The following is an 18,616-nucleotide window of genomic DNA, read 5'->3' on the forward strand; positions in this document are numbered from 1 at the left end:
CGACCCATCATTTGGCGAGGATGTCGGCGACGATCATCTGTCGCAACTCAGGCGTGACCTGCGGCATCTTGCCGAACCAGCGTTCGAAACCGGGCACAGCCTGGTGCAACAGCATGCCGAGCCCGTCGACCGTCTTCAAATTTCTCGCGCGGGCAGCGGCAAGCAGCGGTGTTTCCAGCGGCACATAGACGATGTCTGCGACAATGGCGTGAGCTGGCAGGCCGGCCGGATCGGCGGCCAGCGTCGCATCGCCATGCATGCCAAGTGCCGTCGTGTTGATCAGCAAGCCGGCATCGCCAAGCAAGTCGCCGACCGCGCCATGCGCCGAGACGCCGGCCCCGAAGCGGTCGGCGAGTTCTTGCGCCCGCGCCAATGTGCGGTTGACGATGCGGATATCTTTAATGCCGCGCACTTTAAGCGCGTGGATGACCGCGCGCGAGGCGCCACCGGCGCCGAGCACCACGGCCGGAGCGCTTCTCTCCCAGCCCGGGGCATGCTCGTCGAGATTGCCGGCAAAGCCGATCCAGTCCGAATTGCCGCCCCACAGCACGCCGTCGTCCAGCCACAGCATGTTGACCGCGCCGATCATCTCCGCCGCCTCGTCGCGGCGCTCGACCCGGGCGAAGGCGACTTCCTTGTGTGGAATGGTGACGTTGCCGCCCTGATAGCCATTGGCCTCGAGCGACGAGAGGAACTCGGGAAAATCGGCCGGCGCGACATCGATCGCATAATAGCTGCCGTCGATGCCGTATGTGTTCAGCCAATAGCCGTGGATCTTCGGCGAGCGCGAATGCGCGATCGGATGGCCGGTGACGAAAGCTTTTTTCTCAACCATCGATGGCTCCGAGCGCACGCAATTCCGCCAGCACCGGTAACAGCGGCAGGCCGACAATGGTGAAATAATCGCCTTCGATCTTTTCGAACAGCTGGATGCCTTCGCCCTCGATCTGGTAGGCGCCGACGCTCGACAACGCCTTGGCGCCGACGCGGGCCAGGTGCCGGCCGACGAAGGCCGGATCGAGCTTGCGCATGGTAAGGCTGGCGATGCCGACATGGCGCCACAGCACCTTGCCGTTGCGGCAGAGCACGGCGGCGCTGTTCAGCTGATGCGTCTTGCCTGACAGCGCCAACAGATGGCGGCGGGCGCCTTCCATGTCGGCCGGCTTGTGGAACACTTCATCTCCCAGTGACAAAGTCTGGTCGCAGCCGAGCACCAAGGCGCCCGATCTGCGTTCGCTGACCTCGGTCGCCTTGGCTTCGGCGAGTATCAGGGCGACATCTTCCGGCGACACACCGCTGTCCTGCAACGGCGCCTCGAGCGCACGCTCGTCGACATCGGCAGGCACCGCTTCGATGCCGAGCCCGGCATTGATGAGCATTGCTTTGCGGAACGGGCTGCCGGAGGCGAGGATGATTTTTTCGGTCATGGGTTCTGGGCCTGGTCGATAGTGGTTGATTGGGGCAGGAGGTCGCGTTGCCATCCCATCATCTATTCTTCCCCCGCAGGGCAACAATGGCTGCCGCGGTCTCTTCGATCGAGCGGCGGCTGACGTCTATCATCGGCCAATTGTGGCGGGTGCAGATCTGGCGGGCATAGGCGAGCTCTTCGGCGATCGAGGCACGGTCGACATAATCGGTCGCTTCGTAGGTGCTGCTGTTGCCGAGCACGCGGTTCTGCCGGACATGCGAGATGCGTTCGGCGGTGGCGATCAGCCCGACGATCAGCGGCTTGGTGGCAGCGACCAGGCTTTCGGGCACCGGCACGCCGAGCACGATCGGGATGTTGGCGGTCTTGATGCCGCGGTTGGCGAGATAGATGCTGGTCGGCGTCTTCGATGTCCTGGAAATGCCGATCAGCACCACATCCGCGTCGTCCATATTGAGCGGCAGCTGGCCGTCATCATGCTCCATGGTGAAATTGAGTGCGTCGATACGGTGGAAATAATCGGCGTCGAGCACATGCTGGGCGCCGACGCGGCGGCCGGCCGGCGTGCCAAGATAGGACTGGAAGACGGTGAGGACCGGCTCCAGCACCGAAACACAGGGCAGCCCCATGGTGGCGCAGCGCTCGTCAATGCCGCGCGCCAGCTTCTGGTCGACGACGGTGTAGAGGATGATGCCCGGTTCCTCCTCTATGTCCTCGAAGACTTTCGCCACCTGCTTTTCGGTGCGGATGAGCGGATAGATATGCTCGATGGCGCGCGCATCCTTGTATTGCGCCGAGGCGGCGCGGCCGGCCGCCAGCAGCGTCTCGCCGGTGGCGTCGGAGATCAGGTGCAGGTGAAAGAAGCTCTGGGGTTTGTTCACAGGGGGCGCCTCAGGCTGTGGGCTTGTGTGGATAAATAGGGACCGCAAAGGCGACCGGCTGGAGGCGACTGTATCAGAAGGCCAGTTGTCCACAATTCGATGCGCTGTCAGCTCCACGGTGCGGCTGGGACAAATCTGGGGACGGGCGTTTTTGCCAGCGCTTCATCCACAGAGGCGGTTTTTCAGCGGCTACGCCAAACCATTGACGCCAGTGATGGAATCCTGGTCATCCACACTCTTTGCCAATCCCGCGGAAGAAGCACGCGACAAAATGCTGGCTGGTCTTTTCCAGGGCAAAGCGGGACAGGTGACAACCACCGATACCAACAGACTCTTAGAATCAGAAGATTCTAGAAATAAACTATTTAATTATAGAGAAGGCAGGGGAAGAGAGCGCTCAATGCCCGAGAACCGCATCGTGCTGGACGTGCTGAGAGGCGAGGCAGCATTTCCGCCGCCGCTCTGGATGATGCGCCAGGCCGGGCGCTATCTGCCGGAGTACCGCGAGACCAGAAAGCGCGCCGGGTCCTTCCTCGATCTTTGCTACAATCCTGATCTGGCCGTCGAGGTGACGCTGCAGCCGATCGAGCGCTTTGGCTTCGATGCCTCGATCCTGTTCTCGGACATTCTGGTCGTGCCGCATGCGCTGGGGCGCGATGTCCGCTTTGAGGAGGGCCGCGGGCCGCTGCTGACGCCAATCACTGCAGATGAGATTTCGGCTCTCAACGGCGAAACGTTTCACGTGAATCTCGAACCGGTCTACGAGACGGTTCGCCGGCTGCGGGCAAGATTGCCTGACGAGACCACGCTGATCGGCTTCTGCGGCGCGCCGTGGACCGTGGCGACCTACATGATCGCCGGCCACGGCACACCCGACCAAGCGCCGGCGCGGCTGTTTGCCTATCGCGAACCGATGGCCTTCAAGCATCTCCTGAAAGTGCTCGCCGATCACTCCGCGGCCTATTTGATCCGCCAGATCGAAGCCGGTGCCGACGTGGTGCAGATCTTTGATTCCTGGTCCGGCGTGCTTGATGATGCGTCTTTCGAGCAGTTCTGCGTGCAGCCGGTGGCGGAGATCGTCAGGCAAGTTCGTGCGGTTTATCCCGATGTTCCGATCATCGGCTTTCCCAAGGGCGCCGGCGCCCGCTACGAGACCTATCGTGAGAAGACCGGGGTGACGGGGCTGGGGATCGACTGGACCGTGCCCCTGGCGGCTGCGAACGAACTGCAGCATTCAGGGGCGGTCCAGGGCAATCTCGATCCCTTGCGCCTGGTGGCCGGCGGCAAAGCCCTGTCGGACGGCGTCGATGCGATCCTCAAGGCGCTGGGAGACGGACCGCTGATCTTCAATCTCGGCCATGGCATCACGCCGGAGACACCGGTGGCGCATGTCGAGGCGATGGTGAAGCAGGTGCGGAGCGCGACACGCTGATGGCTCAATCAGATAATACGGGCGGCAACAGCACTCGTGGGGCGATGATGCGGATGACCATCGGCATCGGAGTGCTGGTTGTTCTCACCGCACTTTTGTTTTTCTTTGCGCCTGAGGGTTTCTTTCCCTGGGCGAAGGCAATCCATATCCTGGCCGTCATCTCCTGGATGGCCGGCATGCTCTATCTGCCGCGATTGCTGGTCTACCACGCCGACACAGAGAAGGGGTCCGTCCAATCGGAGACCTTCAAGGTGATGGAGCGGCGTCTGCTGCGCGGCATCATCAATCCGGCGATGATCGTCACCTGGGTGTTCGGGCTTTGGCTTGCCTGGAAAGTGTTTGGCTTTCACGGCGGCTGGCTGCACGCCAAGATAGGCTTGGTGCTGTTGCTGTCGGGCGTGCATGGCTATCTGGCCGGTGCTGTCAGGAAATTCGCCGAGGACCGCAATGAAAAACCGGCGCGGCACTGGCGAATCGTCAATGAGATCCCCACATTGCTGATGATCGCCATCGTCATCCTGGTTGTCGTCAAGCCGTTCTAGGCCCATTTCGGTCGACAAAACGCAGCTTGCTCTTTCCCCCGACCGACGATAAAAGACGGGTCTTCCTTCCCGTCATGCGCCGCCCTTGATTGCTTTCGGCCGCGCCCGGCATTTATCGCATCCAGCCGATATATTTTCCCCAAAGCAGATTCAGAGTCCGTCTATGCAAGAAATGAAACTCGCAGAGTTCAAGAACAAGAAGCCGCCAGAGCTGATCGCCTATGCCGAATCGCTCGAAGTGGAAAACGCCAGCGTCATGCGCAAGCAGGAACTGATGTTTGCCATCCTGAAGAAACTGGCCGCCCAGGACGTCGAGATCATCGGCGATGGTGTGGTCGAGTTGTTGCAGGACGGTTTCGGCTTCCTGCGCTCAGCCAACGCCAATTATCTGCCGGGTCCCGACGATATCTACATCTCGCCCTCGCAGATCCGCCGCTTCTCCTTGAAGACCGGCGATACCGTCGAAGGGCCGATCCGCAGCCCAAAAGAGGGCGAGCGCTATTTCGCCCTTCTCAAGGTCAACACGATCAATTTTGACGATCCCGAAAAGATTCGTCACAAGATCCATTTCGACAATCTGACGCCGCTCTATCCGACCAAGCGGCTGAAGATGGAGATCGACAATCCGACCGGCAAGGACATCTCGTCGCGGGTGATCGACCTGGTGGCGCCGATCGGCAAGGGACAGCGCGCGCTCATCAACGCGCAGCCGCGTACCGGTAAAACGGTGCTGATGCAGAATATCGCCCACTCGATCACGGCCAATCATCCGGAATGCTATCTGATCGTACTTCTGATCGACGAACGGCCAGAAGAAGTGACCGACATGCAGCGTTCGGTGAAGGGCGAGGTCGTGTCCTCGACCTTTGACGAACCGGCGGTGCGCCACGTCCAGGTCGCCGAAATGGTCATCGAAAAGGCCAAGCGCCTGGTCGAGCATGGCCGCGACGTCGTTATTCTGCTCGATTCGATCACCCGCCTCGGCCGTGCCTACAACACCGTTGTGCCGTCCTCCGGCAAGGTGCTGACCGGCGGTGTCGACGCCAACGCGCTGCAGCGGCCGAAGCGCTTCTTCGGCGCGGCCCGCAACATCGAGGAAGGCGGCTCGCTGACGATCATCGCCACCGCGCTGATCGACACCGGCAGCCGCATGGACGAAGTCATCTTCGAAGAGTTCAAGGGCACCGGCAACTGCGAAATCCAGCTCGACCGCAAGGTCGCCGACAAGCGCATCTACCCGGCCATGGACATCTTGAAGTCAGGCACCCGCAAGGAGGACCTGCTGGTCTCCAAGCAGGATCTGCAGAAGATCTTCGTCCTGCGCCGCATCCTGGCGCCGATGGGAACCACCGACGCGATCGAGTTCCTGATAGACAAGCTGAAGCAGACCAAGACCAACGCCGATTTCTTCGATTCAATGAACACGTAAGCAGTTTCACCGGATCATCGGTCATGCATGAAACCCCGTTCCGGGAAACCGGGACGGGGTTTTTCATTGCGGGGGCAAACAGGTCGCATTTCCGACAGGGCGTGGCCTTGGGCGGCAATTTCCATAGCTGTCGTCATGCGAGTAATCGCGTCTCAAAGATCGGAAGCCGCATGGAGAAAACAATCCCGACCCTGATCGGCTTCTCGGCCATCCTGACATGGTCCTTCCTGGCGCTGCTTTCGACGGCGGCGGGACCGATTCCGCCCTTTCAGCTGGCGGCGATGACGTTTCTGCTTGGCGGGCTGGTCGGCGCGTCGAGCTGGCTTGTCCGTCCGGCGGCGATCAAGTCGCTGCGCCAGCCGTGGCAGGTCTGGGCGCTCGGCACAGCGGGGCTGTGCATCTATCACTGCGCCTATTTCTTCGCCATCCAGTCGGCGCCGCCGGTCGAGGTCAGCCTGATCGCCTATCTCTGGCCGTTGCTGATCGTCGTCTTTGCCGCCTTCCTGCCTGGAGAAAAGCTTAGGGCCCATCACATCGCCGGCGTCATGCTCGGCCTTGCCGGCGCCATTGTGGTGATCACCAAGGGCGGCACGATCGGACTGGCCAATGGTGTGATGAAGGGGCATGTCATCGCGCTGTTCTGCGCTTTCATCTGGGCCGGCTATTCGGTTTTGTCGCGCCGCTTCGGCAAGGTGCCGACCGATGTGGTCGCCGGTTACTGCTTCATCACGGCTGCGGTCGCCTTGATGCTGCACCTCACCCTTGAGACCACCGTCTGGCCACAGACGGCGACGCAGTGGAGCGCCATCGTCATCTTGGGCGTAATACCGCTAGGCGCCGGCTTTTACGCCTGGGACTATGGCTGCAAGCACGGCGACATCATGATCCTCGGCGCCCTCTCCTACGCGGCGCCCCTCTTCTCGGTCATCGTGCTTCTGCTGGCAGACTTTGGTGTGTTTCACTGGTCGGTCGCTGTTGCTTGCATCCTGATCACGGTCGGAGCGGTGGTCGCGGCCAAGGATTTGCTGTTCGGGCCGCGGCCGCCATCCATTGATTTGACGGCGCTTCCTTCGACCTGGGACGGAAACACGGGTTGAGCTACCGGCGTCGCAACAGCGGCTCGACTCCTACGGATCCGGCCCCACGGGCAGGATAGCCGGTGCATAGCTCCGGTCTGCCGGTCGGCGGCCGGATGCCACTGGCCAATGTTCGGTCGATTCGCATGCATTCCGATGAGGGCGACAATATCGGCGTGACGCGGGTCGGGATTCTGTTTCGCAGCCGGAACGAAGGCTGCGGGGGGCGATGGGGCTCCAGCTTCACGGTTCCGGGCCAGGCACAGGCGTTAACGATGCGGCCTGCGTAGGGCTTGCTGGCCCGCCCAGAACTGCTTGGCATCGAATTAGGACCATGGTCAGCTGTTACCCGCCTGCTCGCCCATGGATGACAAGGTGGCAATACAGATTTGGTAATCCGGCCGCTCCTCGCGATCGACCTTGATATTGACGAACAGCCGGTTCATGACGGCCGCGACACTGTGGGATTGTTGACACCTAGGCGACCGGTGAGAACGGGCAAATGATTTCAGGCGATTCGATCGTTGCGCTGTCCAGCGGGCGCCTGCCCGCCGGCATCGCTGTCATCCGCATTTCCGGACCGAGGACTCGATTCGTTGTCGAAACGGTGGCCGGTGGCACGGTCAAGGACCGGGTTGCGACCCTGCGCAAGCTCCGAACGGTGGACGGGTCGCTTATCGACAACGGCCTGGTGCTGTTTTTTCCTGGGCCGAACAGTTTTACCGGCGAGGATGTCGCCGAGCTCCACGTCCATGGCGGCCGCGCCGTCGCCGGCAAGATGCTGGAGATCGTCGCCGGCTTTGACGGCCTGCGTCATGCGGAGCCTGGGGAATTTACGCGCCGGGCTCTTCTCAACGGCAAGCTGGATCTGGTCGAGACGGAGGCGTTGGCCGATCTGGTCAACGCCGAAACCGAAGCGCAGCGGCGCTTTGCCGTGCAGAATGCCGAAGGAGTGCAAAGCGAACTCTATCTTAGCTGGCGCCATCGCCTGATCCATGCACGGGCCATGATCGAGGCGGAAATCGACTTCGCCGACGAAGACGACGTGCCCGGTTCCGTTTCGGACACGGTTTGGTCCGATGTGCGCGCGATGGTGGGGGAGATCGGCCGGCATGTCGATGGCTTCCATGCCGCCGAGATCCTCCGTGACGGGTTTGAGGTTGTCATCCTCGGTGCACCGAACGCCGGCAAATCCAGCCTGTTTAACGCGCTGGCCAGGCGTGAGGCAGCGATTGTTACCGACGAGCCCGGCACGACGCGGGACTTGCTCGAAGTGGTGCTGGATGTCCACGGAGTGCGGGTCAGGGTAACCGACACCGCGGGCCTGCGCGAGGCGCCCGGCAAGATCGAAGCGATCGGTATCGAAAAGGCGCGGGCCAAGGCGCACACGGCTGACCTGGTGCTGTTGCTGGAAGATCTGGCGGACCCGAGTGCGATCGGCAACATGCCTCTTGAGGCCCCGGCTTTGAGAATCGGCACTAAGGTCGATCTCTTGAAAGGCTCGCCGCGATTGGAGGCGTATGATGCGTTGATCTCGACGGTGGACGGCACTGGGTTGGCTGAACTCCTGGCCGAGATCGGCAGGCGCGCCGCGGCTGCTATCGGCGATGCCGGTGACATCCTGCCGTCTCGGTTGCGGCATGTGGAGCTGCTCAATGAGACCAGGCGCTTTCTGATCTCGGCTTTGTCGGGGCAAGAGCGCGGCCAGGAGCTGCGGGCGGAGGAGCTGCGTCTCGCGGCGGACCGGCTCGGCCGGATTGTCGGCGCCGTGGATGTCGAGGACCTGCTGGACGTAATCTTTTCGCAGTTTTGCATTGGGAAGTGACTCACGTGAAACATGACGGGGCGCTGGTATGAGTGACTCACGTGAAGGGGGGCCGCCCAAGTGCGTTTCACGTGAAACGAGACGTTTAACAAAAGGGCAACTGGCCACCGCCCCTCATTGTCCCCGTTCATGGGGAGAAGATGCCGGCAGGTAGATAAGGGCCAGCGCCAACCGAGGCTTCGCTGCTTCCATGACTCACGTGAAACACCTCTGCGGCTTTCAGCACTCCGTTCCCCGTGAACGAATCAACCTGCAATCCTTGACAGCGTCCTCTCGTGGGGACATGTGTCGGGAAATCTCTGAATCTGGAAGGGACAATGATCGATCACTATGATGTGGTTGTGGTGGGCGGTGGCCATGCCGGGTGCGAGGCTGCGAGCGCTGCCGCGCGCGCCGGTGCCAGGACCGCGCTGATCACGCTGCGCTTCGACACGATCGGTGTCATGTCCTGCAATCCGGCGATCGGCGGCCTCGGGAAGGGCCATCTGGTGCGTGAGATCGACGCCATGGACGGGCTGATGGGCCGCATCGCCGATGCTGCCGGCATCCAATTCCGCCTGCTTAATCGCCGCAAAGGCCCTGCCGTGCGCGGGCCGCGCACGCAGGCCGACCGCAAGCTTTACCGGCTGGCCATGCAGGAAGCGATTCGGCAGCAGAACGGTCTCGACGTCGTCGAAGGCGAAGTCTTGGATTTCGAGATCGAAGAAGGACGGATCGCCGCTGTGCTCCTGGCCGACGGGCGCCGGTTGGCGTGCGGTGCAGTCGTCCTGACCACCGGCACTTTTCTTCGCGGCCTCATCCACATTGGCGACAGGAAGATTGTCGCCGGGCGGATGAACGAGCAAGCCAGCCTTGGCCTGTCGGCGACGATGAGCCGCGCCGGTTTCGCGCTTGGACGGCTGAAGACCGGCACGCCGCCGCGGCTCGATGGCCGCACCATCGACTGGGCGTCGCTGGAAAGCCAGGCGGCCGACGAACATCCAGTGCCGTTCTCGCTGCTCACCGACACAATCAAGAATCCGCAAATCCATTGCGGCATCACGCGTACGACGCCGGCGACGCACGCGCTGATCCGCGCCAATATCGGCCGCTCCGCCATGTATTCCGGCTCGATCGAAGGCGTAGGTCCACGTTACTGCCCGTCGATCGAAGACAAGATCGTCAAGTTCGGCGATCGAGAAGGTCATCAGATATTCCTGGAGCCGGAAGGGCTGGACGATGACACCGTCTACCCCAATGGCATCTCGACCTCCCTGCCCGAAGACGTCCAGCTCGACATTCTGAAGACGATCCCGGGCCTGGAACGCGCGACCATGCTGCAGCCCGGCTACGCCATCGAATATGACCACGTCGATCCGCGCGAGCTCGAGCCGACGCTTGAGACCAAACGTATTGCGGGGCTTTTCCTCGCCGGTCAGATCAACGGCACCACCGGTTATGAAGAAGCCGGCGCGCAAGGCCTGCTCGCCGGGCTCAACGCCGCGCGCAAGGCGGCGGCCGATGACCAAATCGTGCTCAGCCGCACCGAAGCCTATATCGGTGTGATGGTCGACGACCTCACCAGCCGCGGCATTGCCGAGCCCTACCGCATGTTCACTTCGCGGGCGGAGTTTCGCCTATCGCTGCGCGCCGACAATGCCGATGAAAGGCTTACGCCGCTGGCAAATCGGCTTGGTATCGTGTCGCCGGAGCGGACGCAGCGGTTCAATCAAGTCACACAGGATCTTGATAGGGCGCGCGAACTCGCAGTTGCGACGACGATGACGCCCAACGAAGCGGCGCGGCATGGGCTGGAGATCAACAGGGACGGCGTGCGCCGCTCCGCCTATGAATTGCTTGCTTATCCCGGCGTCGATATCGCTTGGCTGGCCCGTGTTGTGCCGGCCTTTGGCGCAATCGACCCCAAAACCGCCGAGCGGCTCGAAACGGAAGCGAAATATTCGGTTTACCTCGATCGCCAGCAGGCAGATGTCGCACAAATCCGCCACGAGGAAAGCCGGCTGATCCCGGCGTCGGTGGATTTCGCCGATGTTCCCGGCCTGTCCAATGAGCTGAAGCAGAAGATGCTAACGCGTCAGCCGCGTTCGATCGCTGACGCGCAGCGTATGGAAGGCATGACGCCGGCGGCGCTGGCAATCATCGTCGCGCACGTCCGCAACGCTGAATCGGCCGCGCAAAGGGCCGTTGCGTGAGCGCTGCCTCATGGGCGAGCCTGCAAGAGGCCGCGGGACCGGTTTCACGTGAAACATTCGATCGGTTGGTGACGTTCGAACAGTTGTTCCTGAAATGGAACCGCAGCATCAATCTGGCCGCGCCGTCGACGCTGGACGACGTCTGGGGCCGCCATATTCTGGATAGCGCGCAACTGGCGCGAATCGCCCCGCAGGCCAAACGCTGGGCAGATCTCGGTTCGGGCGGCGGTTTTCCGGGCCTGGTGCTGGCTTTCCTGCTGGTCGAACGCGACGGCGCGTCGATCTATCTGGTTGAGAGCAACCGCAAGAAAGCATCGTTTTTGCAGGCGGTCATTGGCCAGTTCGGTTTGCCGGCACGGGTCGTCGCCCGGCGCATCGACGACAGCTATGCGCTTGTTTCCGCACCGGAAATCATCACGGCGCGGGCGCTGGCCGCGCTGCCGGCGCTGCTCGATCTGTCGGCGCCGTGGCTGACCAAGGGATCGCGGGCGCTGTTCCACAAAGGCCGGGATTACCGCTCCGAGGTGGAAGAAAGCACTCACCGCTGGGCTTTCGATCTGGTAGAACATCCGAGCATGACCGACGCCCATGGCGTCATCCTCGAAGTGACCGATCTGCGGACGGCGTAAGCTCTCCTTCGCAACCTTGGCGACGCAAATGAATACCTGGCCCACATGAATACCTGGCACAGACCCATGAAAACCGGACCTCGCATCATCACCGTCGCCAACCAGAAGGGCGGCGTCGGCAAGACTACCACCGCCATCAATCTGGCCACGGCGCTGGCCGCGATCGGCGAAAAGGTGCTGATCGTCGATCTCGACCCGCAAGGCAATGCCTCGACGGGTCTCGGTATCGACCGCAAGGACCGCACCGTCTCCTCCTACGATGTGCTGACCGGCGAACTCGGCCTGGAAGAGGCCGCCATTCCAACGGCGGTGCCCGGCCTGTCGATCGTGCCGTCGACGCTCGATCTGCTCGGCATCGAGATGGAAATCGCCTCGGCGCCGGATCGCGTGCTTAAGCTGCGCAACGCGCTGCGCGCCGCCACCGAGCGCGGTGCGCCGTTCGGCTATGTGCTGATCGACTGCCCGCCCTCGCTCAACCTTTTGACTTTGAATTCAATGGCGGCAGCCGATTCTGTTCTTGTGCCGCTGCAGTGCGAGTTCTTCGCGCTGGAAGGGCTAAGCCAACTCCTGGAAACGGTGGAGCAGGTGCGTCGTTCTATCAATCCAGACCTGATCATCCAGGGCATCGTGCTGACCATGTATGACGGCCGCAACAACCTCGCCAACCAGGTGGTGCAGGACGTGCGGGCACACATGGGCGACAAAGTCTACGAGACGATCATTCCTAGGAATGTGCGGGTGTCCGAGGCGCCGTCCTACGGCAAGCCGGCAATCCTCTACGATCTCAAGTGCTCAGGCAGCCAGGCCTATCTGCAGCTGGCGTCCGAAGTGATCCGCCGCGAGCGCAAATTGCGCGCCGCTTGATTAGGCAGGGTCGATAAACAAAGCCGATCCGTCACCGAAACGATCAAGAATCTGGAATTGAGATGAGCGAAGACCTTTCGAGAAAGAGACTGGGGCGTGGACTGGCGGCGCTGATCGGGGAGATCGACCGTCCGGTGGCAGCGGCCGAAAAGCCGGGCCTGAATGCCGACGGCAAGGTGCCGATCGAATTCCTGAGCCCGAACCCGAAAAACCCACGCCGGCACTTTGGCGACGCCGACCTGACCGATCTCGCCCAGTCGATCCGCGAACATGGCGTGGTGCAGCCGGTGGTGGCGCGGCCTTCGCCGACGCAGGCCGGGCGCTATGAGATCATCGCCGGCGAGCGACGCTGGCGCGCCGCGCAGCGCGCCGGGCTGACCGAGATTCCGATCATCGTGCGCGACGTCAACGACCGCACGGCGCTCGAACTGGCGATCATCGAGAACGTCCAGCGCACCGACCTCAATCCGGTCGAGGAGGCGCTCGGCTACCAGCAGTTGATCGACGATCACGGCTACACCCAGGCCGATCTCGGCAATGTCATCGGCAAGAGCCGCAGCCACGTCGCCAACACGCTGCGGCTGCTGAAGCTGCCCGACGTCATCCGAGACTTGCTGGTCGACGGCGCGCTGTCAGCCGGTCACGCCCGCACGCTGGTCACGGCGCAGGATCCAGCTGGGCTCGCCAAGCAGATTGTCGAGGAGGGGCTTTCGGTGCGCCAGGCGGAAGCGCTGGCGCAGATGCCGGCGGGCGGCACGCCGCCCAAGGGAAAACCGGCACACGGCGTATCGGGCAAGGATGCCGACACGCTGGCGCTGGAAAAGCTGATGACCAACACGATCGGCATGATCGTGACCATCGAGCACAAGGGCAAGGGCGGCGCGATCCGCGTGGACTACCGCAGCCTGGAGCAGCTCGACGAGCTATGCCGGCGGTTGAAGGACGAGCGGTAGAAGGTTGAGGTTGCGCCATATCTAGCCGGCGAATGAAGTTCTGGCTTAGGATGAAGGGCTGGCGGTGCCGGCCCTTTCTTTTGCGACGTGGAAACAGCCAATCTCCCCCCTTGTGGGGGATGCCCGGAAGGGCAGAGGGGGGCGCGAAGGAATGCCAGCCTGCTCTCGGATAAACCGATCACGATGTTCTCTGGGATACCCGAAGTGTCATTGCGGGTCGCTGGCCGGTTGTGTGCGTCAAGTTCTGCAAAATGGGGCGGCCATGATGCTGGTCATGCGGCTTGGCGCAGAGCGAGCTTCTTGTGCTCGCGCAGGTCGTCCATGTTGATGTATCGGTTGGCCTCCATCCAGTTTTCATTGGTCTCGACGGCCAAGGCCCTGACCAGGCGCAGGCAGCTTTCGGTATTGGGGAAGATGCGCACGACATAGGTGCGCCGGCGGATTTCCTCGTTGAGCCGCTCCAGCATGTTGGTGGATTTGAGATGCTTGTGGTGCTGTCTCGGCAGCCTGAAGAAGGTCAGGGTTTGTTCGATGGCATCCTCGGCCCAGCCTGTCAGGCGCGGATAGCGTGCCGACCATTTGGCAAGCCATGCGGCAAGATCAGCCCTGGCCTCTGCGAGATCGCGCCGGTCGTAGAGCCAGCGCAATTCCTGCAGGCAGTCGTCGCCGTGCTTCCTCGGCAGATGATCGAGCGCGTTCCTGAGGAAGTGCACGTAGCAGCGTTGCCAGGCGGCTTCGGGGATCACCTCGCCGATCGCTGCCACCAGGCCGGCGTGATCGTCGGACACAACCAACTCGACGCCCTTGAGGCCGCGCGCCTTGAGGCCGACGAGGAAGTCCCTCCAGGCCGAGCGGCTCTCGCGATTGGCCATCTCCACGGCCAGGATCTGGCGCCTTCCGTCCCAGTCGATACTGAGGTAAGGAAACGGCTCTTGAAGGGGGCGCCTGGCAAAGGCAGCGAGGCTCTCGTCCAGCCGCTTGTTGATGGCCGAGATCGACGGGGCCGAGAAGGCATGGCCGCACAGTTCGCCTTCACCTTGCGGGTCGACACGCCCTGCACATACATCTCCGCCAGTGTCGCCACCAAGGCCCGCTCGGAACGCTGGTAGCGCTCGAACAGCTCGGTGGAGAAGCGCCCGGCCCGGTCCTGCGGAACCCGCAGCTCGAGCTTGCCGACCCGCGTCACAAGGGTACGGCCGTAATAGCCCGAGCGATAGCCAAGCCGTTCGGGCGTGCGCTCGCTCTTCGAGGCACCCAGCGCCTCGTCCATCTCGGCCTCAAGCACCTCCTGCATCACCGCACGGAGCACTTCGTGCAATCCATCCGGGTTCGAAAGCAAAATGTCTTTGACGGCAGCGCTGGCGGTCTTAACTTCAGTCTTGGTCATGGTGGCGTTCCTTCGCGGGAATCAGGTGACGTGAACAATCACCAGCCTGCCATGACCGCCCCCTCTCAGCGATTTGCAGAACTCTCAGCACACTACCCTGGGGCGTCGGCGGGACAGCGCCCCCCTCCTGGCTTGCCAGCCATCTCCCCCACAAGGGGGGAGATTAGCCAAATCGTCTTATCGCTGCGCCAGCCTCGCGCTCTCCACCGCAATGCTGAGCAGCGCCTGCCGTGCCAGCGCTTCCGACAAATCCGGCCTGCGCCTGGTCTGCAGCACGGCCGATTGCAGCCGGTTCAGCGCGCGGCTGAGCGCCTCGACGTTCCAGCGCTCCAGCGCCTTCTCCACCAGCTTGCGCCGCGAGAAAAACACCGGCGGACGGGCGCCGGCCATGGCCGAGGCGGCGTTGCGGCCGGCGGTGTCCATCTGGCCGCGCATGACCTGAAGCTGCTGCAGCTGCCGCATCGCCGAGGACAGCACCAGGAAAGGATGGCCGCCGGACAGGCAGTGGCGGGTGAAGGCGGTGTCGAAGTCACCGATCTTGCCTTCCAGCACAGCATCGACCGCGTCGTCGAAGGAGGCGCCGGAAACGTCGCCGGACATCGCCCTGACGTCATCGAGGCCAATGTCCTTCTGGCCGTGGGCGTAAAGCACCAGCTTTTCGATTTCACCGCGCGAGGCCAGCCGGTCGCCCCCGAGATTGCGGCGCAGCGCCTGGCGTGCGTCGAGCGCCATCGACATGCCGGCCTTGCGCAACTCGTCGTCGATGACGCTATCGATGTCGCGGGCTTCATCGGCGTAGCAAGGCAGCGCCATGGCGGTGTCGGCGGCCTCGACGATCGCGCGCAGTCCGACGCCCTTTTTCAGGTCGCCGGCCTCGATGAGAATGATGGCGTCGCGCGCGGGCTCCGCAGTCAGCGCCTTCACGTCGTCGGCCAGCGCCTTCTGGCCGCTGGCGTTGCGCACCCACAGAAGCCGCCGGTCGGAGAACATCGGCACGGTGCGGGCTTCGTCCAGCAGCCGGCCCTGGTCGCGATCGACCTCCGCGCCGTCGAGCCGGACGACGGAGAACGGATCGTCGAGAGGCAGGCCGGTTTTCGCGGCAAAGGCCTTGGCCCGCTCGGCGACCAAGCCGCGGTCGGGTCCGTAAAGCAGGACGATCGATATGCGCGCGTCAGGCTTCGCCAGCCACGAATCGACCTCATATCCTTTTTTCTGCGCCATGGAGGGTGGTTAGCATGATGCGGTCGCTGAGTGAACGTTCTCCAGAGAGTTCGAGACCCTAGCGCCCTTCCTCTCCCTCCGGAGGGGGGAGAGGTGGCTCGGCGAAGCCGAGACGGAGTGGGGGAGCCACCTGGCAATCGCCGCGAACGGACAAAGGAAGGGCACTATCTCAAGCATTGCCTAGGGCCCCAAGGGTCGACCCCCACTCCGTCGAGCTTCGCTCGACACCTCTCCCCCGATCGACGGGGGAGGAAAGCGCGAGTTCGCCGACCTTGGTGCCTTCATCTCTCCCGGAGGCCGTGAAGTGACTATCTGCCGGAAATCCTGCAAAACTTTGCGCCTAATTGCGCGCCGCTCCCCAACATCGACAAGAAATTTCGCCGACATATCTGCATCTTGCGGTCGCCTGCCGGCCGGGACGCCGGATCGGTTCCGGCGCCCCATGAATTGGCGCTGTGCCGGGCGCGCGGATGTGCAAATATCGACGCCAGGCAAATGGGAGGACCATGGTCATGACCTCTGGGATGTTGCGGTTTCATGTGCCGGAGCCGGAAGTGCGGCCGGGCGGAACGCCCGACTTCTCCAATGTGCCTATCCCCAAGGCCGGCTCGGTGCCGCGACCGGACATCGATGTCGATCCGCGCACCATCCGCGACATGGCGTTTTCCATCATCCGTGTGCTCAACCGCACCGGTGAGGCGGTCGGGCCGTGGGCCGGGCTGCTCACCGACGAGGAGTTGCTCGAGGGGTTGCGCCACATGATGACGCTGCGCAGCTTCGATGCCCGCATGCAGATGGCGCAGCGCCAGGGCAAGACATCGTTCTACATGCAGCATCTGGGCGAAGAGGCGGTGAGCTGCGCTTTCCGCAAGGCGCTGGCGCCGGGCGACATGAATTTCCCGACCTATCGGCAAGCCGGCCTGCTCATCGCGGACGCCTATCCGATGGTCACGATGATGAACCAGATCTATTCCAACGAGGCCGATCCGCTCAAAGGGCGGCAGCTGCCGATCATGTATTCGTCGAAGGAGCATGGCTTCTTCTCGATCTCCGGCAATCTGGCGACGCAATACATCCAGGCGGTCGGCTGGGCGATGGCTTCCGCTATCAGCAACGATTCGAAAATCGCGGCGGCGTGGATCGGCGACGGCTCGACGGCCGAATCCGATTTCCATTCCGCACTAGTGTTCGCCTCGACCTACAAGGCGCCGGTCATCCTCAACGTCGTCAACAACCAGTGGGCGATCTCGACGTTTCAAGGCATTGCGCGTGGCGGCTCCGGCACCTTTGCCGCGCGCGGCCTCGGCTTCGGCATTCCGGCGCTGCGCGTCGACGGCAATGATTATCTCGCCGTGCATGCCGTGGCCAAATGGGCGGCGGAGCGGGCGCGGCAGAATCTCGGGCCGACGCTGATCGAATATGTCACCTACCGTGCCGGCGCGCATTCGAGCTCGGACGATCCGTCTGCCTACCGGCCGAAAACCGAATCCGACGCCTGGCCGCTCGGCGATCCGGTGATGCGGCTGAAGAATCATCTGATCCTGCGCGGGGTCTGGTCGGATGAGCGCCATGCCCAGGCGGAAGCCGAAATCCTCGACACGGTGATCGCGGCGCAGAAGGAAGCTGAAGGCCACGGCACGCTGCATGCCGGCGGCAAGCCGTCCACGCGCGAGATGTTCGAGGGCGTGTTTGCCGAGATGCCGCCGCATCTCAGGCGCCAGCGCCAGCAGGCGGGAGTCTGACCATGCCGAGACGGACCATGATCGAGGCGATCCGCGACGCCATGGACGTGTCGATGGCGCGCGACGAACGCGTCATCGTCTATGGCGAGGATGTCGGCTTCTTCGGGGGTGTCTTCCGCTGCACGGCAGGCCTGCAAGCGAAGTACGGCAAGACCCGCTGCTTCGATGCGCCGATCAACGAATCCGGCATTGTCGGCTCCGCCATCGGCATGGCCGCCTATGGGCTGAAGCCATGCGTGGAAATTCAGTTTGCCGACTACATGTACCCGGCTTACGACCAGCTGACGCAGGAAGCAGCACGCCTGCGCTACCGCTCGAACGGCGATTTCACCTGTCCGATCGTGGTCCGCATGCCGACCGGCGGCGGCATCTTTGGCGGACAGACGCACAGCCAGAGCCCGGAAGCGCTGTTCACCCATGTGTCGGGGCTGAAGACGGTGGTGCCGTCCAATCCTCATGATGCCAAGGGGCTGCTGATCGCGGCGATCGAGGATCCCGATCCGGTGATTTTTCTGGAGCCGAAGCGGCTCTATAACGGACCGTTCGATGGCCATCACGACCGACCGGTGACGCCATGGTCGAAGCATGAACTGGGCGAGGTCGCCGACGGCCATTACACGGTGCCGCTCGGCAAGGCGGCGATCCGCCGGGCGGGCTCGGCCGTCACCGTGCTCGCCTACGGCACCATGGTCTATGTCGCGCAGGCGGCCGTGGAAGAAACCGGCATCGATGCCGAGATCATCGATTTGCGGACCCTGCTGCCGCTCGATCTCGACGCGATAGTCGCTTCGGTGAAGAAGACCGGACGCTGCGTCGTCGTGCACGAGGCGACACTGACCTCCGGCTTCGGCGCCGAGCTGTCGGCGCTGGTGCAGGAAAATTGTTTCTACCATCTGGAAGCGCCGGTGGCGCGCGTCACCGGTTGGGACACGCCCTACCCGCATGCGCAGGAATGGGATTATTTCCCGGGGCCGGCCCGTGTCGGCCGCGCGCTTCTCGAAACCATGGGAGCCTAGG

At 62.9% G+C, this 18,616-nt stretch carries 15 protein-coding genes and 2 pseudogenes; 11 read left to right on the plus strand and 6 right to left on the minus strand.

Features of this window, described 5'->3' with window-relative positions; all coding sequences use genetic code 11:
* Nucleotides 1–7: 7 nt before the first annotated feature.
* The 3 genes from ACYG9Y_RS25400 to ACYG9Y_RS25410 are packed head-to-tail and all read right to left on the minus strand — an operon-like array spanning nt 8 to nt 2,400.
* Nucleotides 8–835 (minus strand): shikimate dehydrogenase, encoded by an 828-nt coding sequence (locus tag ACYG9Y_RS25400; protein WP_023740217.1) that lies wholly within the window; start codon nt 833–835, stop codon nt 8–10.
* Nucleotides 828–1,427 (minus strand): Maf-like protein, encoded by a 600-nt coding sequence (locus ACYG9Y_RS25405; RefSeq protein WP_023698100.1) that lies wholly within the window; start codon nt 1,425–1,427, stop codon nt 828–830. Before ACYG9Y_RS25405 ends, ACYG9Y_RS25400 begins: the two co-directional genes overlap by 8 nt.
* Before the next feature lie 58 nt (nt 1,428–1,485).
* A complete protein-coding gene (locus ACYG9Y_RS25410; protein ID WP_444849057.1) occupies nt 1,486–2,400 on the minus strand; it encodes a pyruvate, water dikinase regulatory protein in 915 nt (304 codons plus the stop codon).
* A gap of 307 nt (nt 2,401–2,707) precedes the next feature.
* Between ACYG9Y_RS25410 and hemE the strand changes: the two genes are divergently transcribed.
* The 4 genes from hemE to yddG all read left to right on the plus strand — a co-directional run bounded on the left by hemE (nt 2,708) and on the right by yddG (nt 6,807).
* Nucleotides 2,708–3,739, plus strand: coding sequence for a uroporphyrinogen decarboxylase (hemE, locus tag ACYG9Y_RS25415; protein ID WP_023740216.1), 1,032 nt, complete (start codon nt 2,708–2,710; stop codon nt 3,737–3,739).
* The gene (hemJ, locus tag ACYG9Y_RS25420) at nt 3,739–4,281 is read left to right on the plus strand and encodes a protoporphyrinogen oxidase HemJ (protein ID WP_023740215.1); all 543 of its coding nucleotides are present in this window, start codon (nt 3,739–3,741) and stop codon (nt 4,279–4,281) included. Before hemE ends, hemJ begins: the two co-directional genes overlap by 1 nt.
* A 163-nt stretch (nt 4,282–4,444) precedes the next feature.
* Complete coding sequence (gene rho, locus ACYG9Y_RS25425) at nt 4,445–5,710, plus strand: transcription termination factor Rho (RefSeq protein ID WP_023672113.1); 1,266 nt, start codon at nt 4,445–4,447, stop codon at nt 5,708–5,710.
* A gap of 170 nt (nt 5,711–5,880) precedes the next feature.
* Nucleotides 5,881–6,807 carry an aromatic amino acid exporter YddG gene (gene yddG / locus ACYG9Y_RS25430; protein WP_023740214.1) on the plus strand — a complete coding sequence of 309 codons (927 nt, stop codon included), beginning with the start codon at nt 5,881–5,883 and terminating at the stop codon, nt 6,805–6,807.
* Nucleotides 6,808–7,085: 278 nt separating this feature from the next.
* Here yddG and ACYG9Y_RS25435 read toward each other — a convergent pair.
* Nucleotides 7,086–7,256, minus strand: a pseudogene (locus ACYG9Y_RS25435) (DUF255 domain-containing protein); the annotation flags it as partial.
* A gap of 32 nt (nt 7,257–7,288) precedes the next feature.
* On the opposite strand from ACYG9Y_RS25435, the gene mnmE reads away from it, so the two are divergent.
* From mnmE to ACYG9Y_RS25460, 5 genes are all read left to right on the plus strand, one after another.
* Nucleotides 7,289–8,611: a tRNA uridine-5-carboxymethylaminomethyl(34) synthesis GTPase MnmE gene (gene mnmE / locus ACYG9Y_RS25440; protein ID WP_023740212.1), complete on the plus strand. Its 1,323-nt coding sequence runs from the start codon at nt 7,289–7,291 to the stop codon at nt 8,609–8,611.
* Nucleotides 8,612–8,928: 317 nt separating this feature from the next.
* On the plus strand, nt 8,929–10,803 hold the full coding sequence (gene mnmG / locus ACYG9Y_RS25445) for a tRNA uridine-5-carboxymethylaminomethyl(34) synthesis enzyme MnmG (RefSeq protein WP_023740211.1): 1,875 nt from the start codon (nt 8,929–8,931) through the stop codon (nt 10,801–10,803).
* Complete coding sequence (gene rsmG / locus ACYG9Y_RS25450) at nt 10,800–11,432, plus strand: 16S rRNA (guanine(527)-N(7))-methyltransferase RsmG (RefSeq protein WP_023740210.1); 633 nt, start codon at nt 10,800–10,802, stop codon at nt 11,430–11,432. The genes mnmG and rsmG overlap by 4 nt, the downstream gene beginning before the upstream one ends.
* Before the next feature lie 66 nt (nt 11,433–11,498).
* A complete protein-coding gene (locus ACYG9Y_RS25455) occupies nt 11,499–12,296 on the plus strand; it encodes a ParA family protein (RefSeq protein ID WP_023672118.1) in 798 nt (265 codons plus the stop codon).
* Nucleotides 12,297–12,358: 62 nt separating this feature from the next.
* A complete protein-coding gene (locus ACYG9Y_RS25460; protein ID WP_023740209.1) occupies nt 12,359–13,249 on the plus strand; it encodes a ParB/RepB/Spo0J family partition protein in 891 nt (296 codons plus the stop codon).
* A gap of 272 nt (nt 13,250–13,521) precedes the next feature.
* On the opposite strand, the pseudogene ACYG9Y_RS25465 reads toward ACYG9Y_RS25460, so the two are convergent.
* Nucleotides 13,522–14,636 (minus strand): annotated as a pseudogene (locus ACYG9Y_RS25465) (IS256 family transposase).
* 177 nt (nt 14,637–14,813) lie between these two features.
* The gene (gene holA, locus ACYG9Y_RS25470) at nt 14,814–15,857 is read right to left on the minus strand and encodes a DNA polymerase III subunit delta (RefSeq protein ID WP_023740157.1); all 1,044 of its coding nucleotides are present in this window, start codon (nt 15,855–15,857) and stop codon (nt 14,814–14,816) included.
* A 512-nt stretch (nt 15,858–16,369) separates the two neighbouring features.
* Between holA and ACYG9Y_RS25475 the strand changes: the two genes are divergently transcribed.
* Both ACYG9Y_RS25475 and ACYG9Y_RS25480 read left to right on the plus strand, forming a co-directional pair.
* Nucleotides 16,370–17,599 (plus strand): 3-methyl-2-oxobutanoate dehydrogenase (2-methylpropanoyl-transferring) subunit alpha, encoded by a 1,230-nt coding sequence (locus ACYG9Y_RS25475; RefSeq protein ID WP_031253617.1) that lies wholly within the window; start codon nt 16,370–16,372, stop codon nt 17,597–17,599.
* A gap of 2 nt (nt 17,600–17,601) precedes the next feature.
* Entirely contained in the window at nt 17,602–18,615 is a 1,014-nt protein-coding gene (locus tag ACYG9Y_RS25480; protein ID WP_023672171.1) for an alpha-ketoacid dehydrogenase subunit beta, read from the plus strand.
* Nucleotide 18,616: the final 1 nt, after the last annotated feature.

This window comes from Mesorhizobium sp. W050, assembly GCF_054719535.1.

Coding starts and splice junctions, on each gene's coding strand:
- mnmG (WP_023740211.1), top strand. CDS start 8,929: ATGATCGATCACTATGATGTGGTTGTGGTGGGCGGTGGCCATGCCGGG.
- ACYG9Y_RS25400 (WP_023740217.1), bottom strand. CDS start 835: ATGGTTGAGAAAAAAGCTTTCGTCACCGGCCATCCGATCGCGCATTCG.
- ACYG9Y_RS25405 (WP_023698100.1), bottom strand. CDS start 1,427: ATGACCGAAAAAATCATCCTCGCCTCCGGCAGCCCGTTCCGCAAAGCA.
- ACYG9Y_RS25480 (WP_023672171.1), top strand. CDS start 17,602: ATGCCGAGACGGACCATGATCGAGGCGATCCGCGACGCCATGGACGTG.
- yddG (WP_023740214.1), top strand. CDS start 5,881: ATGGAGAAAACAATCCCGACCCTGATCGGCTTCTCGGCCATCCTGACA.
- hemE (WP_023740216.1), top strand. CDS start 2,708: ATGCCCGAGAACCGCATCGTGCTGGACGTGCTGAGAGGCGAGGCAGCA.
- ACYG9Y_RS25475 (WP_031253617.1), top strand. CDS start 16,370: ATGACCTCTGGGATGTTGCGGTTTCATGTGCCGGAGCCGGAAGTGCGG.
- mnmE (WP_023740212.1), top strand. CDS start 7,289: ATGATTTCAGGCGATTCGATCGTTGCGCTGTCCAGCGGGCGCCTGCCC.
- holA (WP_023740157.1), bottom strand. CDS start 15,857: ATGGCGCAGAAAAAAGGATATGAGGTCGATTCGTGGCTGGCGAAGCCT.
- rho (WP_023672113.1), top strand. CDS start 4,445: ATGCAAGAAATGAAACTCGCAGAGTTCAAGAACAAGAAGCCGCCAGAG.
- hemJ (WP_023740215.1), top strand. CDS start 3,739: ATGGCTCAATCAGATAATACGGGCGGCAACAGCACTCGTGGGGCGATG.
- ACYG9Y_RS25455 (WP_023672118.1), top strand. CDS start 11,499: ATGAAAACCGGACCTCGCATCATCACCGTCGCCAACCAGAAGGGCGGC.
- ACYG9Y_RS25460 (WP_023740209.1), top strand. CDS start 12,359: ATGAGCGAAGACCTTTCGAGAAAGAGACTGGGGCGTGGACTGGCGGCG.